Origin of the sequence: Anabaena sp. AL09, from assembly GCF_001672255.1 — a bacterium.
Taxonomy (GTDB): Bacteria; Cyanobacteriota; Cyanobacteriia; order Cyanobacteriales; family Nostocaceae; genus Dolichospermum; species Dolichospermum lemmermannii.
Map to the genome: position 1 here is coordinate 17449 of NZ_LJOQ01000019.1, position 23333 is coordinate 40781.

Sequence of the window (23333 nt, forward strand, 5' to 3'; positions counted from 1 at the left end):
ATGATTTAGTAAAGTTATCAGCTTTTCAATTAGATATATATATCCATATTGACTTATTACAAAAAATTAATATTATTATTTCTTAACAAAAACCAAAAAACAGCGTTAATTTTTTCTATAAAAGCAGAAGTTATTAACTTTAACTAATAAACTTCTGCCTTTTTATCCTCTATCTTATTGCTGATTATCAAGATAGAGAATTTTCTAAATCAGCTTGCAAATCTAGATAATGCTCAATTCCGACTGACAACCTGACCAAATTATCCTTAATACCCCGTTTAAGTCTTTCTGGTTCTGGAAGTGAACCATGAGTCATTTTGGCAGGATAGCAAAGAAGTGATTCAACACCTCCCAAACTCTACTGTATTTGCACTCAGTAGTTAAATAGTGCATTTGAACTATACGCTGTATTCAAATTGAGCGGTCGTACACACTGCACACTGTAGAGTCATCAAATACTTAGAACATCTAACAATTAGCTGCTAATAAAATTAGTTGATCAATTTTTTCTTAAAAGGTACTTGCTTTTTCATGAGAGTTATGAGATTCTACTATTAATCTACGATAACTCAGTCGAGATACAGTATTTTATTAACAACGCACCACTAACGCTAATGCCTACAGCTATGGCTAAGGAGTTGAAAAAGCTTTGCTAATAACTAAATATGCAGCAGTTACAGTGGCATAACTGACAACTGCTATCCCAGAAAATCATTATCATCCTATATTCATTTAGTAAAAAATATTACTTGGAGTCTGATATGAGCAAACAACAAAAACAACTAAGACTAGGTGCATTTTTACCCGGAGCAGGTCAGCACGTTGCAGCTTGGCGACATCCCCAAGCACAGAGTAATGGCGCTCTTAACCTTGAGCATTATAAACAGATAGCCCAGACAGCCGAGCGTGGTAAATTTGACGCATTTTTTCTCGCTGACGGTTTAGCCTTACAACAACGCCGTGGTGCGGAAGGACGCACAGCCTTCGGTGGCGACTTTGAACCTGTCACCCTCTTCTCAGCCTTGTCTGCGGTGACAGAGAAGATTGGTTTTATCGCCACTGCCTCTACCACTTATGAAGATCCGTATATTCTTGCACGCAAATTTGCTTCCTTAGATCATCTTTCTGGGGGAAGAGCCGGCTGGAATGTGGTAACAACTGGTAGTAGTGAAACAGCCGGCAATTTCGGTCTTGAAGCCCATCCTATTCATGCAGATCGCTATATTCGCGCCCATGAATTTATTGATGTAGTCAAAGGTTTGTGGGATAGCTGGGAAGACGACGCTTTTGTTCGTGATAAGGAAACAGCTTTTTACTACGACCCCAATAAAATACATGAACTGAACCATAAAGGTAGATTCTTCTCCGTGCGCGGACCATTGAATATTGCCCGTCCGCCCCAAGGTTATCCTGTAATCGTGCAAGCAGGTTCTTCTGAAGATGGAAAAGAACTGGCTGGTAGAACTGCGGAAGTTATATTTACTGCTCAACAAACTCTAGAAGATGCTCAAGCCTTCTATGCAGATGTTAAAGGTAGATTAGCAAAATATGGACGCACACCAGACCAACTCAAAGTTATGCCCGGTGTCTTTCCCGTAGTTGGCATTACAGAGGCAGAAGCAAAAGCCAAGTATCAAGAACTGCAAGATTTAATTCATCCCCAGGTTGGTTTGGCTTTATTACAAGGACTTATAGGCACGGATCTTTCCGCTTATCCCCTTGATGAACCACTGCCAGATTTACCAGAAACCAATGATAACAAAAGCCGCCAAGCATTATTAATTGATATTGCTCGCAAACACAATTTTACCATTCGTGAGCTTTATCAATGGATTGCGGGAGCGCGTGGTCATTGGACAATTATTGGTACACCAGTGCAGATTGCAGATCAACTGGAAAGCTGGTTTGTCAATGATGCTGCTGATGGCTTCAACATTATGCCTCCTTATCTTCCTGGTGGACTAGATGATTTTGTTGATTTAGTAATTCCTGAACTACAACGGCGGGGATTGTTCCGTACTGAGTATGAAGGAACAACTTTGCGTGAAAATCTGGGTTTATCTCGTCCAGTTAACCAATATCAAAAGGTATTAGCAGCAGTTTAAATAATTGGCATTACGAAAGAAGATTGATTGAACCACGAAGGAACGAAGGACACGAAGAAAGAAAGGAAGAGAAGATATATGAGCGCAAAACGTCAGTTTCGGTTAGGTGCATTTATTCAAGCTACTGGTCATCATATTTCTGCTTGGCGACACCCCAATACCCAAATAGATGCAGGTTTGAATTTTGAGCATTACAAGGAAATTACTCAAACTGCGGAACGGGGGTTATTTGATGCTGTTTTTTTAGCAGATAGTCCAGGAATTTGGGGTGGTTCTCCTGAAACTCAAATTCGTAATGGGAAAATAGCTCATTTCGAGCCTGTTACTCTGTTTTCGGCTTTATCCTCCGTCACCAAAAACATCGGTTTTATTTCCACTGCTTCCACTACCTACGAAGAACCGTACACATTGGCACGGAAGTTTGCTTCCCTAGACCATTTGAGTAATGGCCGTGCAGGATGGAATGTAGTCACCACAGGGAATGAGAATGCGGCGGCTAATTTCGGACTGGAACACCACCCAGAACACAGCCAACGTTATGAACGGGCTGAAGAGTTTGTGGAAGTGGTGCAAGGATTATGGGATAGTTGGGAAGATGATGCCTTTATCAGAGATAGAGAATCTGGTGTTTATTTCGATGCCAACAAACTGCACACATTGAATCACAAGGGCAAACATTTTTCTGTTAGGGGTCCTTTAAATGTTGCTCGTCCACCCCAAGGTTATCCAGTTATTGTTCAAGCTGGTGCTTCTGAACCAGGAAGAGATTTAGCCGCCCGTACTGCTGAGGTAATTTTTACAGCTAATCAAACCTTAGCCGATGCTCAGGAATTTTACGCGGATGTTAAAGGGCGGTTGGCGAAATATGGACGTTCTCCAGACGATCTTAAAATCATGCCTGGTGCTTTCCCCATCATCGGACGAACGGAAGAAGAAGCTCAGGAAAAGTATGAGTTTTTACAATCTTTAATTCATCTTGATGTAGCTTGGGGAATTTTAGCTAACTATTACAAAGGTGTGGATTTGTCTAAATATTCTTTAGATGATATAGCTCCTGAATTACCCACTGATACCAACAATAACAAGAGTCGTCTGAAACTGGTTAAGGATTTAGCTACTCGTGGCACTCTCACACTGCGTGAGTTATATCGTTCTTTGGCGACCGCACGGGGTCATCGTACCATTTTGGGTACTCATGAAACCATCGCTGATCAACTTGAAGAATGGTTTATCAATGGTGCGGCGGATGGTTTTAATATTATGCCACCTATCCTACCTACAGGATTAGATGAGTTTGTCAACTTAGTCGTTCCTGTTCTGCAAAAACGCGGACTATTCCGGACTGAATACGAGGGTAGCACCTTGCGTGAAAACCTTGGTTTACGTCGTCCAGCTAATCGTTTTGCTGTTCAACAACAGGAAAAAACATTGGCATTTGTGTAAATGATTCCTACAGATCCCCGACTTCTCAAAGAAGTCGGGGATCTAAACCATCCCGTCAGCACAGACGTTAAAAGCCTACCGAAGTCCATGCAAACTATCGGAAAGTTAAGCTTGTTTAAAAGACAAGAATCTTCAATCTCACGTTCAACACTCAAGTCAAAATCAACAGCACAATCTCCCACAGATTCCCGATTTCTTGAAAATTCATAACTTTTAGATTCTGCAATTGTTTGAGAAGTCTGGTTTCTAAAACGTCTTGTAACTTTTCTAAGGAAAATATGACTAAATATAGCAAATTGAAAAGCTCCCCCTCCGCCGCAGTTAGAGCTAATCTCGATTATCCTGTCATTGATACTGATGTTCACACTAATGATTTTACTCCTGCCCTTGAGGATTATATAGCTCACTACGGCGGTGTGAAGCTGGTAGATGAATTACGCAAAGCTGAATCCTCCCGTCTCAATTCCAAGACTGAAGGTAAAGACTGGTATCAACAAACTCCAGAAGAACGTCAGAACAACCGCACAATTCGCTCCCCTTGGTGGGCTAGAGTTACCCGTAATACCCTAGATTTAGCTACTTACACCCTGCCCGCATTACTCTATGAACGTCAAGCGGAGCAAGGCTCAGATTATTCGGTATTATTTCCCAATAATGCCTTAGCTGCGGCTGGTGCAAGTAAGGAGAATCGGCAATTATTGCAACGGGCAATCAATCACTATCATGCTGATATTTACCGCCCATATAGCTATCGCTTGACTGTAGTAGCTGGTATCCCCATGACTACTCCCCAAGAAGCGATTGAAGAGTTAGAATTTGCGGTAAATACACTAGGTTTGAAAGTTGCAAATATTCCTGGTGGTGTGAAACGTCCAATTAAAGCGATCGCAGACAAATACCCCGCCGATCAATTCCCAGAAATTGGCAAATATGCCTCTTACATTGACTTTTTCGGACTAGATAGTGAATATGACTACGATCCCTTCTGGGCTAAAGCCGTCGAATTAGGCGTACCTTTGACCACCCATTACGGTAGTCAAGGATGGACTGGACGCGCTTCCATTAGTAACTACATGAATAACCATATTGGTCACTTTGCCGATGGTTCACAAGCCTTTGCGAAAGCCTTGTTCTTTGGTGGTGTAACTAGAAGATTCCCACAATTGCGTGTTGGGATGCTTGAAGGTGGTGCAGATTGGGGCGCTCACGTCTACATTCATTTGGTAGATCGTTTCTCCAAACGGAGTTTAGAAGGATTGCAAAACTACAATCCAGACCTCACCAACGCTGATGAGTTGTTCGAGTTGTTTGCAGAGTATGGTGGAGAAATTACTCAAGGATATTCTCTCAGCAAAGAAGAGTTAACCAAGAGTGTATTGGGTTCTTCCTTCAACCGTCATAGTCGTTCACCAGTGGGTAGTGAATTGGAAGATTTTGGTGCAGCAGGTATTCAGTCAATTGAAGATATCCGCGATTCCTGGGTGAACAGTTTCTTCTTTGGTTCTGAGTCTGATGACCGCACCATTGCAGCCGCATTCAACGACAAAGCCAACCCCTTGGGAGTCAAACTCAACGCCATTTACTCCTCCGATGTTGGTCACTGGGATGTACCCGATCTTACCGCACCTTTAGCTGAAAGCTGGGATTTGGTCAGAGAAGGCGTAATTTCTGAAGATGACTTCAAGGCTTATGTATTCGGCAATCCTCATAAATTCTACACCGAAGCCAACCCCGATTTCTTCAAAGGTACGGCGGTAGAATCCAAACTACCTAAAACTGAATCTCAAGTAGAGAACAAAACTTTGGTAGGTGTGTAAATGACTTTGTGAGTGAGCTATAGAGACGTTATATATAACGTCTCTACATCAATAAATAATCAAGAAAACGAACCGCAGAGGCGCAGAGGACGCAGAGAAATTAAGAAAAGAGAAAATTAGTGAATTATGAGTAACTCTAATATATTTAGACATACTCTTGCATCTCTATTCCTTTGCGCCTCTGCGCCTCTGCGTGAGATAAAAATTCTACAACTAACATTTTCATGACATTACCAAATACTAAACTCGGTCAAACCGGACTCACTGTTTCCCGACTCGTTCTCGGTACAATGACCTTCGGACTACAAACCGATGAAGAAACCTCTATAAAAATCCTTGATACCGCAGCCGAAGCAGGAATAAACTTTCTTGATACAGCCGATGTTTATCCCCTTGGTGGTGGACTACCCACTGCGGGACGGACTGAGGAAATCATTGGCCGCTGGTTAAAAGGCAAACGCGAACATTTTATTGTTGCTACTAAAGCCGTCGGTAAAGTCGGTTCTGCACCTTGGGATCAGGGATCTTCCCGCAAACATATCTTAGATGCCATTGATGCTTCCCTGAGACGATTGGGAACTGATTATGTTGACCTGTATCAATTGCATTCTGATGATGCTTCAACTCCCCTCGATGAAACTCTAGAAGCACTCGATACAATAGTTCGTGCTGGTAAAGTCCGCTATATCGGAGTTTCGAACTTCTTAGCTTACCGACTAGCACGCGCTTTGGGTCGTGCCGATGTGCGTCCTTTGACTCGCTTTGTCTCCATCCAACCCTGCTATAATCGGCAGGGAACTCTTAACTCTTAACTGGGAACAGTTTTAGCTATATGGATATCCTCAATTTTCCAAATCCGACAAGGAAAAATGCACCTATTTTGGGACACCATCAGCCAAAATAGGTGCATTTTTTTTGAGATAAAAATCTGTAAAACCTTTATTAATAAACGGTTTTAGCTTTATTCAGCAAGCCCTACATATACAGTTTCGCAGTTTTTGACCCCTTTTTTTCTTTTCTTTATGAGAAATCCGGGCAAAAAGACAGAAAAATTATTATTGCAACTTTTTCCAAATTCTTTGACAGGGTCCGATAATTAGCCCCTGAAAAATTGATTGAGTTGATGGGTGAATGTCTACTTTGTACAAAGATAAAAGACCTGTAGGACTTTTAAGATTTAACTCTCTTCGGGTAAGAGATAATGCTTGCGCTCGATGGAGTTCCACGGCTTGGAGTAAACCTGGATAACTCAAATTACGTAAAGCTAATTGACTATTTTTAGTGATATATATGGCATCATTTTGAAAAAGATATTCTAAGCTGATCAGGCTAGCATATACATCCACATCTTTTTCTATCCCTCCTAAACGGTGAGCATCTAAGCCAAAGCGAATGCAGAAATTGACAGCTACCAACTTCCCAGCTTCTTGAGCAGGTAAAGTGCAAGCTGCAAACTCAAACCCTAGGCTATCAGATCGCCATTCCTCTACACCAGAATTGGTATAGTTTCGGAAAATTTTATGCTTTAACTTGAAGTTAAATCCCAAACCACTCGCATGTCCTGCTTCATGAACTTGAGTATCTAGGTGGCGATAGCGTTCACCATTGATTTCGTCTTCTAACGGACCTAATAGTAAATTAGCTGTTTCATATTCAAATATTTTTTGGATACATTCGTGGCTGGAACCTAAGAAACGTCGTCCCTGCTCCTTTGCATTGTTTAATGCAGGACCACAAACACTATTAGGAAAACACCATCTATGTGGGACTACAAAGGCTTCACCACTTTCACCACTGACATTACCCCAACTAGCAATCTCGGTAAAGGAAAGGTTTATGGGAATTGGTTGTCCGAGTGTGCCAAATTTTGCCCGCACCAGATTTTCTAATTGTTCAATAGATGGTTCTTGGTTATCGTGTATTTTCCCGTAAAGTGCGCTTAACGTCACATTGGCTTGGCTTTGTCGATTTATTTGGTAAGGTGCGATAATTAAGAAATAGCCATTTTTACCAATAAAATCCATATTGATAAAGCCTGCTGACAAGATACTCCAATCGTTATTTTCTAAAGCATCGGCTGTGTTGAGTAGCCAAGTTGGAGGAAGTTCACAAGAGTTTTTAGCCTGTTGACGCAGTTTTTTGACAGCAATAGCAATTTCATTTCGCCCAATATCTTGGACTATTTGTTTAGTTAATTCTTGTTCATCTACAAAGATGGTTACCATTTTTTATGCCTAATGATTTAATCAAAGTTTGATATCGTTATTGCTTTAGAGAGTGTTTGAAAAGTCTAAATTCATACTCTTTGAGCGATTTATAATCGCCGATAGCGTAGCGTGGACTTAGAGGATGTTTTAAAAGTTTTTAATGTGTAAACAGACCCCTCTCCAAACCTCTCCCCTACCAGGGGAGAGGCTTTAAAACCCCCTTCCCTACAAGGGAATGGGGGAGGGGGGTTAGGTTTTTGGAGATTATGGGTTTCATATAATACTTTTCAAACAACCTCTTAGCCATAAACTTTTCAAACATCCTCTTCAATCTTACAAAAAAAGCGAACAGGGAACAAGGACAGATAAGAAACTAAAGTTGCACTTCATAATGTAGTATGAGCCTTTTCAAGAATTATTCTTAATAAGGGTCAAAGAACTATTAGTGACAATTTCTGTGGTTTTTTGTCGCCGATAATCCTGTACAGTCAAAAGTTGCCAACTGGAATTTTGTGAAAGTTCCAGAACCCATTGATGATAATTAAATAAACTTTCCCGATGTCCCACACTAATAAATGTTGTTTTTCTCTCTTGTAATTGTTGATATAGATTACTTTCATTTTTCAAATCTAAAGCACTCGTTGCTTCATCTAATATAGTGAAACTAGGATGAGTAACTAACAGTCGTGCAAATGCAAGGCGTTGTTGTTCTCCCAGCGATAATATGTTCTCCCAAGGAACTTCTGTATCGAAGTTATCGACTCGACTTAGTAAGTTTTGCAGATTAACTTGTTGCAAAATATCTTTCAGTTCTGCGTCAGGTATTTGACGATTTGTACTAGGATAAAGTAACTGTTCGCGCAAAGTTCCTAAGATTATATAAGGACGTTGCGGCAAAAATAAGACTTCTTCTAAGGGTGGTCTCACCAGACGACCAGTCCCCGCATTCCACAAACCAGCGATCGCTCTCAACAGAGAACTTTTACCTCGACCACTAGGGCCAACAATTAATAAACCTTCTCCTGCTTTGACAGAAAGTGATAATTCTTCAACAATCACCTGCTCATAGTCGGGTGTTTGTAAAGTGACATGATCAAAAGCGATATGGTTTTCTTCTACTGTTTTAATGGTACTGACATTCTCTAGTTTTTTAGTAACTGCTTCTAAAGCATCTGAAAACTCATTTAAACGCTTAACGTAACTAGAAAATTGTCCATAAGTCCCAAATTCACTGATTAATTCACCCATTGCAATAGCAAACATATTAGAAGCTAAAGCGGCTTGTCCCAGTTGTCCAAAATCAATTTCACCTCTAATATATAAAGGTGCAAGTACTAAAAAAGGGAATATTTGGATAACAGATTGATATCCTCTGCTAAAAATGTCCGTCCCTCTCTCCCAACCTATCTTGCGTTGGGTATTTTTGAAAAGATGATTAAATCGCTTCCCAATTATATTTAATTCTTGGGGTTCTCCTTGAAAAAAAGCTATCGATTCAGCGTGATTCCTAACATGCGTCAGGGAATAATTGTAGTCAGCTTTAAATACGAGTTCCTCTTGATTAATTTTAGTCAATTCTTGATTTAAGTAAATGGCAATAAAATTACCTATAATTGTATAAGCAAGCAAAATAACCGCAATCAGTCGGGAAATTGACAAGATAATTATGAAAAAAGTCCCCATTTCCAGGACTTTTTCCAGTAAAGTAGCCGAAAAATTGAGAGCTTTAGTGGTAACAGGTTCAATTTCTTGGGATAAACGCTGATCTGGGTTATCAATATCTGCTTTAAAGTTAATTTTATAATAAGCACGATTGCTTAAATATTTATCTAAAATATGATAGTTGAGCCAGTTGTACCAATCAAGAGCAATTTGTTTTCTGACAAATTTAGAAAATCCTACTAAAAGCGTTAGAAAAACAAGTACAACAATATTGACTGATAAGGTGTTAATGAACTTAGAATAATCTTTTTCTTGAATCAGAGTATCGACCAAATAACGATTAACGAAACTACTAAAAGCATTCATACCCACAAGCGCGATTATTAGTAATATCAGGAGAATCAGCATTCCCCATGAACGAATCACGTCTGAGAATGCTCTTTCACCTTGCTTTGTTGGATACCAATAAGGTGCCGCAATCGCTTTTACACCTGCCAAAAATTGAGTAAAATCTGAAAAAGCATTTGTTATGGGTTGAGCTTGAACAACTTGGGTTGGCATATTTTAGAAATAAGATAAATTATGAATGCTGAATATGAAAAATTAATTTTTCATAAAAAATTAATCATTCAAATAACGGCTACCCTTGGACTCCCTTCGACTCCGCTCAGGGTGGTCTGGTCAGTACAGCTTGCTTGATTTCTCTTACAAGCCCAGTCCCTTTAGGGCTGGGTTACTGACAATTCATAAGACCTTGCGGTAAGTGGGAAACGAGCGTGTCTTTAGACCTGAGAGTGTCAAAGTAAAGTTACACCACCATCCACAGGCAAAATCACCCCTGTGAGATAGGGATTGGTAATTAAACTTAACACTGCTTGCGCGATTTCTTCAGGTTGACCAAGATGCTCGACAGGTAAGGCGGCGATCGCCCATTTTGTCAGGTCTGAGCGTTCAGATTCGCTTTGACTGCTCCAGATACTTGTATCTTCTATCAGTCCAGGCGCAATCACGTTGACCCGAATCGGTGCAATTTCTAAGGCCAGTGAGCGCCCAAACACCGCAACAGCACCATTCGCTGCGGCGATCGCGGAAATACCCCCCATTTTTGAAGATTTGAAGATAGTGACACTGGATGTGAGGGTAATAGAGCCGTCAGGTGCGATATTTTTCAACGATCCACGCACAGCCAAGAACGTCCCCCAGAATTTATCCATCGCACCTTGAGCCGTTTGGGTGGTCATCTCTGCTAAAAGCGAGCGCGGCATATTTCTGTCTCCCATCGCCGTTACAATCAAATGATCGAAGTTGCCGATCTGCTCAAAAAAACCATTGACTGCATCCTCATTCAACAAATCAACAGTTTTACCCTCAATTCCCAGAGAAATCAACGCCATCGCCTCATTTAATTTCTCTTGAGATGAGTGGGAAAGTACAACTTTTGCCCCCATTTCTACCATTTTTTTGGCGATCGCCAGATCAATCCCTGAGCTTATACCAATAATCACCACTTTTTTGCCTGATAGCAACTGAAACATTGTCTTACCTCATCAAATAAAAACAGAACAAAATATCACAGTAAGTTTACTGGCTTCTTTACTGAAACCAACAAATAATCTATAGATGAAGAATCTAGCAAAGCATCTATAGCAACCACATTGAAATTATAAGTTTCTTCATCTATCTTTCCTGTTTTAAATTCCTCTATAATCGAAGATTTTAAATCTCGGTAGTGTGTTTTCCAGCATACCTCTGTCGCTTCCACAAATTCTATTGGCTGAAATCCTGCTTGTTGATAAAGACGTTTATAATCTTCAATATCTTTATCTTTGACAATATTTTCAGGAACAATCAAATCACCAAAATACTTTGTAGTGTCGAAAATGAGATCGGCGAGGATCAGATTTCCCCCTGGCTTCAATACTCGCATTGCCTCTTTCAGAAACTTCTCTCTTGTGTTAAAGTAAAAAGCAGCCTCCACACAGATAATGTTATCAAAAAAATCATCCTCAAATTCCATCTGCACAGCATCCATGCAAATAAATTTGCAGCCTGGCGCATTAACTATACTTCTTTCGATTTGTTTTCTGGAAATATTAATGCCCACAACATCCGCAGGGGAATAATAGTTAAGGAGATGACTGGTAGTTGCTCCCAAACCGCAACCAACATCGAGGATATTTCCCTGCTTTCTTGGCATAAATTCTAACAGCTTTTCCATCAAATTAAAACAGGCTTCATGCTGATTTTGAGTATCTGAGTGCCAATAACCGACATTGAAAAACTCTTTTTGACCATAGTAATCTCTAGTCGAGGTATTGAAAATTAAACTGTCAAATATACTGATAAATTCGTTTTTATCCATTTTTACTCACACTTGTTTATATTGGTTTTCATTGTGATCAACCCCACTCATCATTTAGATGTTTGCTTGTGCTTGCTGAATACAAGCTTTCAACTGTTCTGCTAAAACCTGGACATGGGGTTCAACCATAATTGTGATATGGTTTCCGAGGACAAAATGAATATCAACTGGCTCGCTAGAAAACTCACTCCAGCCCAAGGATAAATCCTGTGAAACCTCAGCATTTAAATAACCATTAGGGTCTTCTGGTAGATCCTCATTAGCGCGGAGAATTGTCAATTTACCTAGATAAGGCTGTTTTGGTACATAATCAACTAGACATAAACAGCTATTTTTATAAGCTTGGACGATATTTGTCAACTGCGTAATTTCAGCATTTGGAGGCAGCATATTAGCCATTTTGAAATAGTGTAAAACGTATTTTAGTTGCTCATCCACAGTCAAAGATTGCAGAGTATCATAAGAAATATCCACATTCTTTTCTAAATAAACTTCTATGCCTTTGCTCACTTCAACTAACCACCTCGCATGATCCCAATTAATATAATCAATCAGCATTTGTTTATCTTTATAGGTTGGTGCTGAAGAATCAACTATTGCCAACAAAGCAACTTCCTGTCCCTGTTTATGCAACTGTTGAGCCATTTCAAAAGCTACATTCCCCCCATAAGAATGTCCGCCTAAAAAGTATGGTCCCTGTGGCTGAACAGCTTGCATGGCTTCAATGTAAATACTAGCCATATCCTCAATATGAGTAATCGCACCTAATTCCTGATACAGATTATTTTCAAAACTGTATAACGGTTGATCATCTCCTAAACAACGTCCTAAGTGATAGAAGTAGAAAGGTCTACCCCCTGCACCGGGAACACAGAAGAAAGGTAAGTTTGAACCATTGGGCTGAATTGCTACTAAACAAGATGGAAAAGAATCATCGGATTCTTTTTGGATAATTGCTGCTAACTGTTCTATTGTGGGGTTTTGAAAAAGGTCTTTTACAGGAATATCTTTACCAATCTGCTGCTTAATTTTAGTCATTAAATAGGGAGCTAAAAGAGAATGACCACCCAAATCAAAAAAGTTATCCTGTACCCCAATTTTGTCAATTTTAAGAATATTTGACCAGATTTGCAGCAGTTTCAATTCCAATTGATTACGCACTTCGATAAATCCATCGGAGTTACTGGTGTGAGCAGGTGCTTTCAAGGCGTGGCGGTCTATTTTACCATTAGGAGTAAGTGGTAAAGAGTCCAACATCACAAAAGCACTTGGTATCATGTATCCAGGTAGTTTATTGCCAAGAAACTGACGCAGTTCGCTAGTTGTGAGTGTGACATCTTTTTGCGGCACAATATAGGCGACTAACTGCTTACTTCGGCTACGCTCAGTACAAGTCTCACCTGGGGTATCTTCGCGGACAATGACGCAAGATATTTGCACATCCTCATGTTGACTAAGTACGGCTTCAATTTCGCCTAATTCAATAGTCCCCGGTTTTATATAATTTTGAATTATCAAAAGGGTTGGGGATAAATTTCTCTTGTGTTAACTCTGGTCGGTTGAGATAGCCGCGTGCTAAACCTGCTCCACCAACGTGTAACTCTCCTGGTACACCAACGGGAACTGGTTGCAAATAGTCGTCTAAGATGTAGACTTGGGTATTAGCAATGGGAGAACCAATGGGGATTGACTCTATAGTTGTCTCAATTTTTCTAGGGATAGGATAACAACAAGTAAAAGTCGTGCTTTCTGTCGGACCATATCCATTAATGATTTGCGTAAATGGCAGAGTTTCAAAAGCTCTATTAACGTGAGCAAGTGAAAGTGCTTCTCCACCAATTAGTAGCTGTTTAATTCCTGATAACGCTTGTGGGTCATCATCAATTATAGAGTTAAACAAAGCAGATGTTAGCCATAAAACAGTAATGCCATGTTTGTGGATTTCCTCACTCAGACTTTTCGCGGTAGGAATACTTTCTGGGAAAAGAACGCATTTTCCACCATGCAACAAAGCTCCCCAAATCTCGAATGTGGAAGCATCAAAAGAAATTGGGGCTATCTGAAGAAATCTTTGGGTTTCATCCAGATGAACATAATCTACTCCAAACAACAGACGATTAACACCACGGTGAACAACTTCCACACCTTTAGGCTGACCTGTAGATCCTGATGTATAAATCACATAAGCCAAGTTAGTAGCTTGTACATCAGCGATAGGCGGAGCGATCGCATTATCCTGACTACATTGAGCAATCACGGGAGAGTCAGTATCCAAACAAACAAGTTTTACTTGATGTTTTTGTAATTTCTCAACTAAATTCTGTTGTGTCAGCAGCACTTTTATCTGAGTATCTGCGAGCATAAAACTCAAACGCTCTTGGGGATAATCTGGGTCAAGTGGCACATAAGCCCCACCCGCTTTGAGAATACCAAGTAATCCCACAATCATCAAGAGCGATCGCTCTACACAAATACCCACTAACACATCTGCTCCCACTCCCAAAGAACGTAAACAGTGCGCTAACTGATTAGCTCGACAATTTAATTCATCATAGGTAAGTTGTTGCTCTTCAAACGCCACAGCCACAGCATCCGGGTTGCGCTCTACCTGCTGCTCAAACAACTCATGGATGCACAAATCATGGGGATAATCTACTTGAGTATCATTCCACTCCACCAATAATTGATGACGCTGGGCTGGACTTAACAGTGGTAATTCCGAAATTCGCATTTCTTGATTTGCCACAATTGCTTGGAGTAAAGTTTGAAAATGTTCCCCTATGCGAGTAATTGTGGTTGCATCAAATAAATCAGAGTTATAGCACCAAACACCCTCCAGACCTCCTGGAATTTCCCAGTAGTTCACTTCCAAGTCAAATCTGGCCCTGACATCAAGTGGTAAGGGCATATTTTCGATAATTAAACCTGACAAATTGCTAGAAGATTGGGGGGTATTCTGGAGAGAAAACAGCACCTGTACCAGGGGATTACGACTCAAATCGCGGTCTAGCTGCAACTTTTCCACCAACATTTCAAAGGGTAAATCCTGGTGAGCATAGGCTGACAACGTTGTTTGTCGCACTTGCTCGTGGAATTCTCGAAAGGTGGGGTTTCCAGAGAGATTACCCCTGAATGCTAGGGTATTAGCAAAAAACCCCATGAGCGGCTCGACACTCTTGCTGTTGCGGTTGGCAATGGGGGAGCCAACCACCAGATCCAACTGACCACTATAACGAGAAATTAAGACCAAAAAAGCTGCCAGTAGGGTCATAAACAGCGTAGCGTCTGATTCCTGGCTCAACTGCTTGAGGCGTTGGGTCAGATCGCGATCCAGTTGAAAACACTCAACCCCACCTTGAAAAGTCTGAACTGGGGGACGGGGATAATCCGTTGACAGTTCTAAGATGGGAGTTAACCCTGCTAATTGTTCTCGCCAGTAATTCAGTTGGCGATCTAGGACTTCACCTGTGAGCCACTGACGTTGCCAAACTGCAAAATCCGCGTACTGGATCGGTAATTCAGCTAAAGGGGAGGGTAAACCTTGAGTGAAAGCTTCATATAACCGAGATAATTCACCGAAGAAAATGCTCAATGACCAACCATCGTAGATAATGTGGTGCATCTTCAACAGCAGTATATACGAATAGGGACTCAGTTTCAGTAAAGTAAACTGTACTAGGGGTTCTCCTGCCAAATCGAAGGGTTTTAATGCGGCAGCGATCGCCATCTGTCGAAATTGCGCCGTTTGTTCTTCTGTCGATAACCCCTGTAAATCCTCGATTTGCCAGGTTACTGTTGAGGGCGGAGCAATTCGCTGGACTGGTTTTCCGTCTACCATGGGAAAAGTAGTTCTTAATATCTCGTGACGACGAATCAGTTCAGTCAAACTCTGTTCCAGAGCCACTAAATTCAGCGCACCTTCTAGCCGCAGCGCCTCCAACAGATTGTAAGCAGTACTGTCCGGTGATAGCTGGTGCAGAAACCAAAGCCGCTGTTGGGCAAAAGATAGGGGTAAATCTTCATCCCGTGAGACAGGAATAATCGCTAATTCAACAGTATCCGCCGGCGTTTTTGCTTGTTTTAAAAAGGCCAGAATTTCAGATTTTCTAGTCCCGATTGCTTGCTTAATTTCTGATGTCATTACTCCCTTGGGAGCCTGATATCGTAGCTTCTGCTCCTCCAGCCAAACTTTGATATCTAAACTATTTAAATAAGATAAAAACTCTACTACTTTCACTTGCCAATTGCCTCCCAAAGCTGTTGTTTAATCAAGTTTAAATTGCGCGGTTCGCTCTTAGGAGTAAAAAGTCCATCCGCCTCCCATTTACTAACATCTAGACTAATTGCCCAGGCATTTAACCATGAATTAGAGTTAACTTTAGATAACATCTCTGGCATGGTATCTTCTAGGGCTAAGTGAAACATAACTTGCGCCACTTCCTCCAATAATTTGAGGCTACTGAGATAATTTTCAATGATTTCCGACTTAGGTTTGTTAGATTTTAAATTACGGGTTCGCAGTTCATCAATAAAAGGAATCGCTAAATAATCAATAAATTCAAAGTTAACCCGATTTAAAGATTTATTCGCCCAATCTCTAAATAACTGTTGCATCCGATAGGAAAGGGGGAAAAACTTGCTATTTATCTCTTGAACTCTTGTTCTAAAATTCTGATCAAGGAAGATAGAATTAAACATCATCAAACCACTAAATGTCCATCCTGATAAAATATCCCAAATGAATTTTGTGGACATCACAATACCATTTCCTAGACAATTATAGGCATTTTGAATATTTAACGTGACCCCATCGCTATAGGTTATGTAAAAATAATTAGCATCTTCAACCTTTTCTTTGGTAAGTTTATCTTCCAAATCGAGTGCGATTAACTGGGTCGTTAATGAATTACCAAATCCAATATTATCTGTACCTGGAGAATAAAATGGATCGGGAAATGTTCCAGCTTCACCCACACAAGCCCAACGATTGGAGGAAAATACTTGTTTAGATGAGTAGCTATATTTGGGCATTTTCCTGAAGTCTTCAGGCTCTTTATCTTTTAAGTGAAAAGCCAAAACTGGTTCGTTTTTCTGTAACCATTGGTAAGCCAGTTCGTAGTTATAATAATTCTTCAAAGGATGAATATCTTGACGAGCCACAATCCCGATACTGGTATGACCAGTAGATAAAGGAATTGTCCAAACCCAGTAGCCTTCACCGCATAAATGATTCGTAGAATAATAACGATTTTTGTTGGGAACACGATTATGCCATTTTTCTTCACTGCTAGGGACAAAATCGCCGATATCAAAGCGACCATCAACCCGAAACCAAACAGCACTAAAGTTATCATTATTAGGTTTATCTAAGCCCAGTTTTCTTTGAATAAATCGACGGCGACCCATTGCATCAACTACCCACCTTGCTTTAATGATTTTGTTTTTTCTATTATCTCCATCACCTTGGGTATAAACAACTTTATGATGTTGCTGTAATCCTTCCGCGAGAGCAATTTCATTAACTAAACAACCTTCCCGTAATTCTACTCCCGCTTCCATATTAAACTGGCGCAAATCATTTTCCAATTTTCCCCGATCTATTTGATAAGAATTGGGAGCATGAAACTCTGATAGTCCTAGTTCTGGTCTTTCTTGGAAATTGGTAGCACTATTGTTAAAGAAATATCGTAATCCCAGTTTAACTAAATGTTGTTCTTCAAAGTAATCGGTTAATTGCAGAGTATTCGCTAAATAAAAAGCTCCCACTTCAACCGTTGACTCTCCCACCTTAAAACTAGCTTCTGGTGAAGGACCAGACATTTTATCAAGCACGGCGATCGCCATATTAGGCTTTTGCAATTTTAACTGTCTTGCTAAAGTTAAACCCGCTAATCCACCACCACAAATTACGACATCATAGGTTTCTGCTTGATTTAAATCCTCCGCTTGTTGGCGCAAGAAAGCGATTAATTCCTCTTTACGCTCTTTTAACTCTTGCAGTAATTCTGGAATTATTACTCCCTTGGGTGAACGATAACGCAGCTTATCATTTTCCACCCAGACATTTATTCCTAAATCATTGAGATGAGACAAAAAATTAACTGTTTTCATCGGTTTAAATTTTATAAAAATATAACAACGAATCGCACCAACAATTATTCTTTCACACCCCCCACATTCCCCAACCCTATCTGAGCCGTATTGCCCTCTACCGTTCCCCCTGAGTGCCCACCCTACGAAATTATCAGCTTTTTGGGCTTTGATTTTCGCAACAAAGTGATGAGCTACCTACTTTGAAAGCGGGGAAATTTTTCTATAATTCTCCCTCTTCGTAATCTTCTGGGGTTTCGGTAATAGATATTTGACTAACCCCAAGTACCTCAATCATTTGGGCTAAATTGGCGATAGTTGGATACTCCAGCAAATTTTGTAAGGACAATTCCACCGAGAAAATATCGCGGGAACGAGAGATCACCTGAGTCGCTAATAGAGAATGTCCGCCTAGTTCAAAGAAATTATCCTTAACCCCAATGCGTTCCAATCCCAAAACTTCACTCCAGATTTGTGCAATTTGAGCTTCAATAGGAGTGCGAGGTGACACAAAACCCGTTCCCAGATTTCTGGAAGCTGTATCAGGTGTAGGTAATGCGCGACGATCTACTTTACCATTGGGGGTTAAGGGTAAAGCATTTAGCAGGACAAAAGCTTGAGGAATCATGTAATTGGGTAGCTTTTGTTGGATAAATTCCCGCACTTGCGGCACAAGCTTCTGGACTAACTTACCATAGAGGGGATTGTTCGTATAGTCAGTCCAGGGTTTAGTTGTAATTGTCTCATGCTCCCAAAAACTTGGGTATGATTGTATATCAGAAACTAGCATTGAACTGTTACGGCTAAATACCACATCAAAACAACCATCCTGACTACTTTCCCACCAACTGAGGTGGACTGTGTAGCCTAACTCCTCTCCTATCTGCCAAATTTGCTCAGGATTGATCCCCACCATTGGCTGTTCGGCTAACCGTTGTCGCAGTTCTCCCACCGTAGAGGCGGCAGGAGGATTTTCCCACCAGCCTAAAACCTGCCGCGCCTGTTGTAGCCGTTGATTAGGTACATCTCTGATTCCTAACCATTCTAGCTGACCCAACTTTAGCTGATCTTGCAATTGTGTCCACGAAAGTTGGTTAAGTTGCCAATTTAACCAAGGAACTGCCCTTTTCTCCACATTATTACTTAGGTGCAGAGTGACATCATAGCGGAATTGGGTTAACTCATTTTGAGCATGACCGCGCTTAGGTTGAATCTCTACCCAAGTAATCTGGGGAAAACGTTGTTGTAGAGCAATGAAAAATCTGGGATCAATGAGTAGTTCTTCTTCGGCGGACACAGTCTGATGTACCTGCTGTTGCCATTGTTCAACGGTTCTGTCAGACTCGGCGCGGGCTAACTGTACGGCGGCATGGTATGGCAAGAGCAAGGGTAAACTGCGGACATCCCCCACGAATATCTTACCTTGAGAGGCGATCGCTGTCATTGCCCCTTCTAAAACCTGTAACAGATAGTCCACACTGGGAAAATACTGTACTACTGAGTTCACAACCACCGTATCAAAGGCTCCTTGGGGGATACCTTCAAAGTTATCTGCTGTTTTGTGCAGGAGGTGGACATTTTCTAGACCCTGGATCTCCCCACATAATCGCTCCAGATTGCGAATAGTTGCTGAGGAATAATCGGCTCCCCAATATTCTTGACAATAGGGAGCAACGCGAAATAGCAATAACCCACTACCGCAACCAATTTCTAACACTCGCTGCGGTTTCCCTCCCAAAATTCGGCTCACCGTACTCTCAACCCACTCCCGCATTTCTGAATCGGGAATGGCTTTGCCAGTATAACTACTGTTCCAACCACTAATATTGAAGCTGGGGTCATCTGTTGGGGTTTGCTGTTGGCTATAGGATTGTTCATAGAGTTTTTGCCAATCACTAACATACTCGCCTTGCCATTGCGCCAACTGTTCTGGTAAAACTTGACCCTGGAGAGCCGGAACTAAATAAGCCACCAGACGTTTATCACCAGGGATGTCTTCTCTTGCTATGACGACACTTTCCTGTACTAAGGGATGTTGGCTTGCAACTGCTTCAATTTCACCCAGTTCTATGCGAAAACCCCGAATCTTCACTTGATTGTCGATGCGTCCCAGGTATTCAATTGTCCCATCCGCTAAATAACGACCTAAATCCCCGGTTCTATACAATTTTGATAGGCCAAAGGGATTGGAGATAAATTTCTCTTGGGTTAATTCTGGTCGGTTGAGATAGCCTCTGGCTACCCCGACGCCAGCAATATGTAATTCTCCTGGTACACCAATCGGCACAGGCTGTAACTGGGAGTCTAAAATGTAAACTTGGACGTTGGCAATGGGACGACCAATGGTAACTTTTGGGTCGAAAGAGGTGCATTTTGCCACAGTTGCACAGACGCTTCCTTCTGTCGGTCCATAAGCATTAAAGAAATTACGCCCCGCTGACCATTGTTTGATCAGTTCAACAGAACAAGCTTCTCCTGCCACAATTATAGTTTCCAGGGTAGTCAGTTCAACCATAGGCAGAACAGCTAATGCCGAGGGCGGTAGAGTAATATGGGTAATGGCATAATCTCGTAATCGCTCAATTAAGGGCGTACCGGGCATTAGAGAATCTTTGCTTCCTAGATAAAGTGTCCCTCCCGATCCCAAGGACATCAAAATTTCTGATATACAAGCATCAAAACTCAAGGAAGCAAACTGGAGAATTCGACTATCAGAATGCAAACCAAAAGCCTGAATCTGAGCTTGAGCTAGGTTGCATAATCCCTTATGCTCAACCATTACCCCTTTCGGTTTACCCGTAGACCCAGAAGTATAAATTACATTGGCTAAGTTAGCAGCAGTGACGATTCCCGTGATATTTTCTTGGCTGTTTTGGGCAATTTGTTGCCAGATTTCATCTAAAAATACAGGTTTGGCTGGATGTTGGGGTAATTTTTCAATGAGTGTCCCTTGGGTCAGCAGTAACGAAACTTGACTGTCCTCTAACATCAAGCTCAGACGTTCTTGGGGATACTCAGGGTCAAGCGGCACGTAAGCACCGCCTGCTTTGAGAATTCCTAAAATTCCCACGAGCATTAAGGGCGATCGCTCTACACAAATCCCCACCAACTGCTCGGTTTCTAGCCCCAAAGACCGCAGGTAATGAGCTAACTGATTAGCGCGATTGTTCAACTGTGCATAGGTCAGTTGTTGATTTCCACAGACTACTGCGATTGCATCGGGAGTCTGTTCCGCCTTTTCTTCTACTAATTGATGAATACACTTGTGGTAGGGATCATCGGTTTGGGGATCATTCCATTCCTTTAATAGTTGATGGCGATCGCCCTCTGTTAGCAAGGGTAGTAAAGCTACCGATTGTTGGGGATTGTCAACAATTGCCCCTAATAAAGTTACAAAATTTTGCATCATCCGGGCAATAGTTGTCCCATCAAACAAATCCCTGTTATACGAGCAAAAGCCTCCCAGACCTTCTGGTACGTCCCACAAGTAAACTTCTAGGTCAACGCGAACCGAGTCCAGTGCTGAAGCCATATCCTCCACCCTGACACCAGGAAAATCCCAAGGCGCAGTTGGCGCATTCTGGAGGGCAAATACCACCTGCGTCAAGGGATTGCGATCCAAGTTCCGCTCCACTTGCAACTCTTCCACTAACATTTCAAAGGGTAAATCCTGATGCTCGTAGGCGTTTTGGGTAACTTTTCGCACCTGCGCTAGTAAGGCTTCAAAGCTCGGTTCTGGGGAGAGATCGAATCTCAGCGCCAATGTATTGACAAAAAAGCCAATTAGTGGTTCGATTTCTTGGCGATTGCGATTGGCGATCGGTGAGCCAACCACCAAATCTGTTTGTCTACTGTAGCGAGACAGTAACACCACAAAGCCCGCCAACAGTGTCATAAACAGAGTGCTTCCAGAATTTTGAGAGAGCTTTTTCAGCTGCTGCGTTAGTTGGCTATCTAGTTGCAGTCGCTCTGTACCGCCTCGGAAAGTTTGTATAGCTGGGCGGGGGCGGTCTGTGGGTAATTCTAATAGAGGTGGCGCACCTGTTAACTGTTGCTTCCAGTAGCTTAATTGACGCTCTAATACTTGATTTGTCAGCCACTGACGCTGCCAGACAGCGAAGTCGGCATACTGTATAGATAATTCTGGTAATTCAATAGAACTACCCATTGAAAAGCTGCGGTAATAGGCTGAGAGTTCATCGATCAAAATGCCCATTGACCAACCATCAGCTGCAATATGATGAATTGCTAGTAGCAATACATACTCGTCGGGCGCAACTTGCCAAAGCTTGACTCGCAGCACTGAACCATTAGCCAAATCGAAGGGTTTACAGGCTTCTGCTGTCGCCAGTTCCTCTACTTGTTTGGTGGGGTCTTGGAGATTTTGTAAATCCACCACTGGTAGGGTGATGGTCATACTGGGTGCGATCGCCTGCACTGGCTTATTATCCTTAATCTTAAACTGAGTCCGCAGAGGTTCATGGCGTTGCGCGATCGCCCTAAAAGCTTGCTCTAAAGCTTTGACATTGAGATTCCCCACCAGCCGCATGGTGAAATCTATTGTGTAAGCACTACTTTCACCTTCCAACTGATTCATAAACCACAGGCGTTCCTGTGCCCACGATAGAGGTATGTCTCTGTCTCGCTCAACAGGTGTCATTGCTGGCACCGTCAAACCTGAACTAGTTTCTAGCTGACTTGATATCACCTCACTTAACTGGGCAACTGTCGGTGATTCAAAGATATAACGCAACGGTAACGAAATCTTAAAAGCTTCCTGCAAGCGAGAAATTACCTGAGTTGCTAGTAAAGAATGTCCTCCGAAGGCAAAGAAGTTATCGTCAATGCCTACTTGCTCTAACCTCAGCACTTGAGTCCAAATGAGTGCTAATTTTTCCTCAATGGGGTTACGGGGTGCAACAAATTTGTCTGCTATTTCACTGTGTAAATCTGCTGCTGGTAGGGTGCGGCGGTCTATTTTTCCATTTGGTGTTATCGGTAAAGACTCCAGGATTACAAAAGCCTGGGGTATCATGTAGCTTGGGAGTTTATTGCCAATAAACTGACGCAGTTCGCTAGGTGTGAGTGTGACATCTTTTTGCGGCACAATATAGGCGACTAACTGCTTCTCACCTGGGGTATCTTCGCGGACAATGACGCAAGATATTTGCACATCCTCATGTTGACTAAGTACGGCTTCAATTTCGCCTAATTCAATATTCTATATTGCCATCAAGTAAATAGCGTGCCAAGTCCCCGGTTTTATATAATTTTGAATTATCAAAAGGGTTGGGGATAAATTTCTCTTGGGTTAACTCTGGTCGGTTGAGATAGCCGCGTGCTAACCCCGCACCACCGATGTGCAATTCTCCTGGTACACCGATGGGTACTGGTTGTAAGTGTGAGTCTAAGATGTAGATTTGCGCGTTGGCAATTGGACGACCGATGGAGATTTTCTGATCAGCATCAGTACATTTTGCTACTGTAGAACAGACACTGGCTTCTGTCGGACCGTAGCCATTGAAGAAATTTCTGCCCACAGACCATTGTCTGATTAGTTCAGCAGCACAAGCTTCTCCACCGACAATTATTGTTTGCAACGCCGGGAGTTCTTCCGTCGGCAGAACTGCCAGTGCTGATGGTGGTA

13 protein-coding genes and 2 pseudogenes (1 of these 15 running past the window's edge) are annotated in these 23333 nt (G+C 41.7%); 4 read left to right on the top strand and 11 right to left on the bottom strand.

Annotated elements, in window-relative coordinates; genetic code table 11:
* Positions 1-187: 187 nt before the first annotated feature.
* On the bottom strand, positions 188-355 hold the full coding sequence (locus tag AN490_RS03430) for a PLP-dependent transferase (protein ID WP_257720877.1): 168 nt from the start codon (positions 353-355) through the stop codon (positions 188-190).
* 406 nt (positions 356-761) lie between these two features.
* On the opposite strand from AN490_RS03430, the gene AN490_RS03435 reads away from it, so the two are divergent.
* From AN490_RS03435 to AN490_RS03450, 4 genes and pseudogenes are all read left to right on the top strand, one after another.
* Positions 762-2105 carry an LLM class flavin-dependent oxidoreductase gene (locus AN490_RS03435; protein ID WP_299999965.1) on the top strand — a complete coding sequence of 448 codons (1344 nt, stop codon included), beginning with the start codon at positions 762-764 and terminating at the stop codon, positions 2103-2105.
* 78 nt (positions 2106-2183) lie between these two features.
* The gene (locus AN490_RS03440) at positions 2184-3548 is read left to right on the top strand and encodes an LLM class flavin-dependent oxidoreductase (RefSeq protein ID WP_299999967.1); all 1365 of its coding nucleotides are present in this window, start codon (positions 2184-2186) and stop codon (positions 3546-3548) included.
* A 278-nt stretch (positions 3549-3826) separates the two neighbouring features.
* Positions 3827-5365, top strand: coding sequence for an amidohydrolase family protein (locus AN490_RS03445; protein WP_299999969.1), 1539 nt, complete (start codon positions 3827-3829; stop codon positions 5363-5365).
* 224 nt (positions 5366-5589) lie between these two features.
* Positions 5590-6153, top strand: a pseudogene (locus tag AN490_RS03450) (aldo/keto reductase); the annotation flags it as partial.
* Positions 6154-6420: 267 nt separating this feature from the next.
* Here AN490_RS03450 and AN490_RS03455 read toward each other — a convergent pair.
* From AN490_RS03455 to AN490_RS03490, 10 genes and pseudogenes are all read right to left on the bottom strand, one after another.
* A complete protein-coding gene (locus AN490_RS03455; RefSeq protein WP_299999975.1) occupies positions 6421-7590 on the bottom strand; it encodes a DUF6014 family protein in 1170 nt (389 codons plus the stop codon).
* Positions 7591-7980: 390 nt separating this feature from the next.
* Positions 7981-9795 (bottom strand): ATP-binding cassette domain-containing protein, encoded by a 1815-nt coding sequence (locus tag AN490_RS03460; protein WP_299999977.1) that lies wholly within the window; start codon positions 9793-9795, stop codon positions 7981-7983.
* Positions 9796-10031: 236 nt separating this feature from the next.
* Complete coding sequence (locus AN490_RS03465) at positions 10032-10769, bottom strand: SDR family oxidoreductase (RefSeq protein WP_299999979.1); 738 nt, start codon at positions 10767-10769, stop codon at positions 10032-10034.
* A gap of 35 nt (positions 10770-10804) precedes the next feature.
* Positions 10805-11596 (bottom strand): class I SAM-dependent methyltransferase, encoded by a 792-nt coding sequence (locus AN490_RS03470; RefSeq protein ID WP_299999982.1) that lies wholly within the window; start codon positions 11594-11596, stop codon positions 10805-10807.
* A 54-nt stretch (positions 11597-11650) separates the two neighbouring features.
* Complete coding sequence (locus AN490_RS03475; protein ID WP_299999984.1) at positions 11651-13114, bottom strand: thioesterase domain-containing protein; 1464 nt, start codon at positions 13112-13114, stop codon at positions 11651-11653.
* Positions 13077-15833, bottom strand: coding sequence for an amino acid adenylation domain-containing protein (locus AN490_RS03480; RefSeq protein WP_299999986.1), 2757 nt, complete (start codon positions 15831-15833; stop codon positions 13077-13079). The genes AN490_RS03475 and AN490_RS03480 overlap by 38 nt, the downstream gene beginning before the upstream one ends.
* Complete coding sequence (locus AN490_RS03485; RefSeq protein WP_299999988.1) at positions 15830-17707, bottom strand: FAD-dependent monooxygenase; 1878 nt, start codon at positions 17705-17707, stop codon at positions 15830-15832. The genes AN490_RS03480 and AN490_RS03485 overlap by 4 nt, the downstream gene beginning before the upstream one ends.
* Before the next feature lie 202 nt (positions 17708-17909).
* Entirely contained in the window at positions 17910-22859 is a 4950-nt protein-coding gene (locus AN490_RS22870; RefSeq protein ID WP_366925011.1) for an amino acid adenylation domain-containing protein, read from the bottom strand.
* 40 nt (positions 22860-22899) lie between these two features.
* Positions 22900-23286: an AMP-binding protein gene (locus AN490_RS22875; RefSeq protein ID WP_366925012.1), complete on the bottom strand. Its 387-nt coding sequence runs from the start codon at positions 23284-23286 to the stop codon at positions 22900-22902.
* Positions 23274-23333 (bottom strand): annotated as a pseudogene (locus AN490_RS03490) (amino acid adenylation domain-containing protein); its annotated part runs 10136 nt beyond the window's last position; the annotation flags it as partial. The gene AN490_RS22875 and the pseudogene AN490_RS03490, both read right to left, overlap by 13 nt.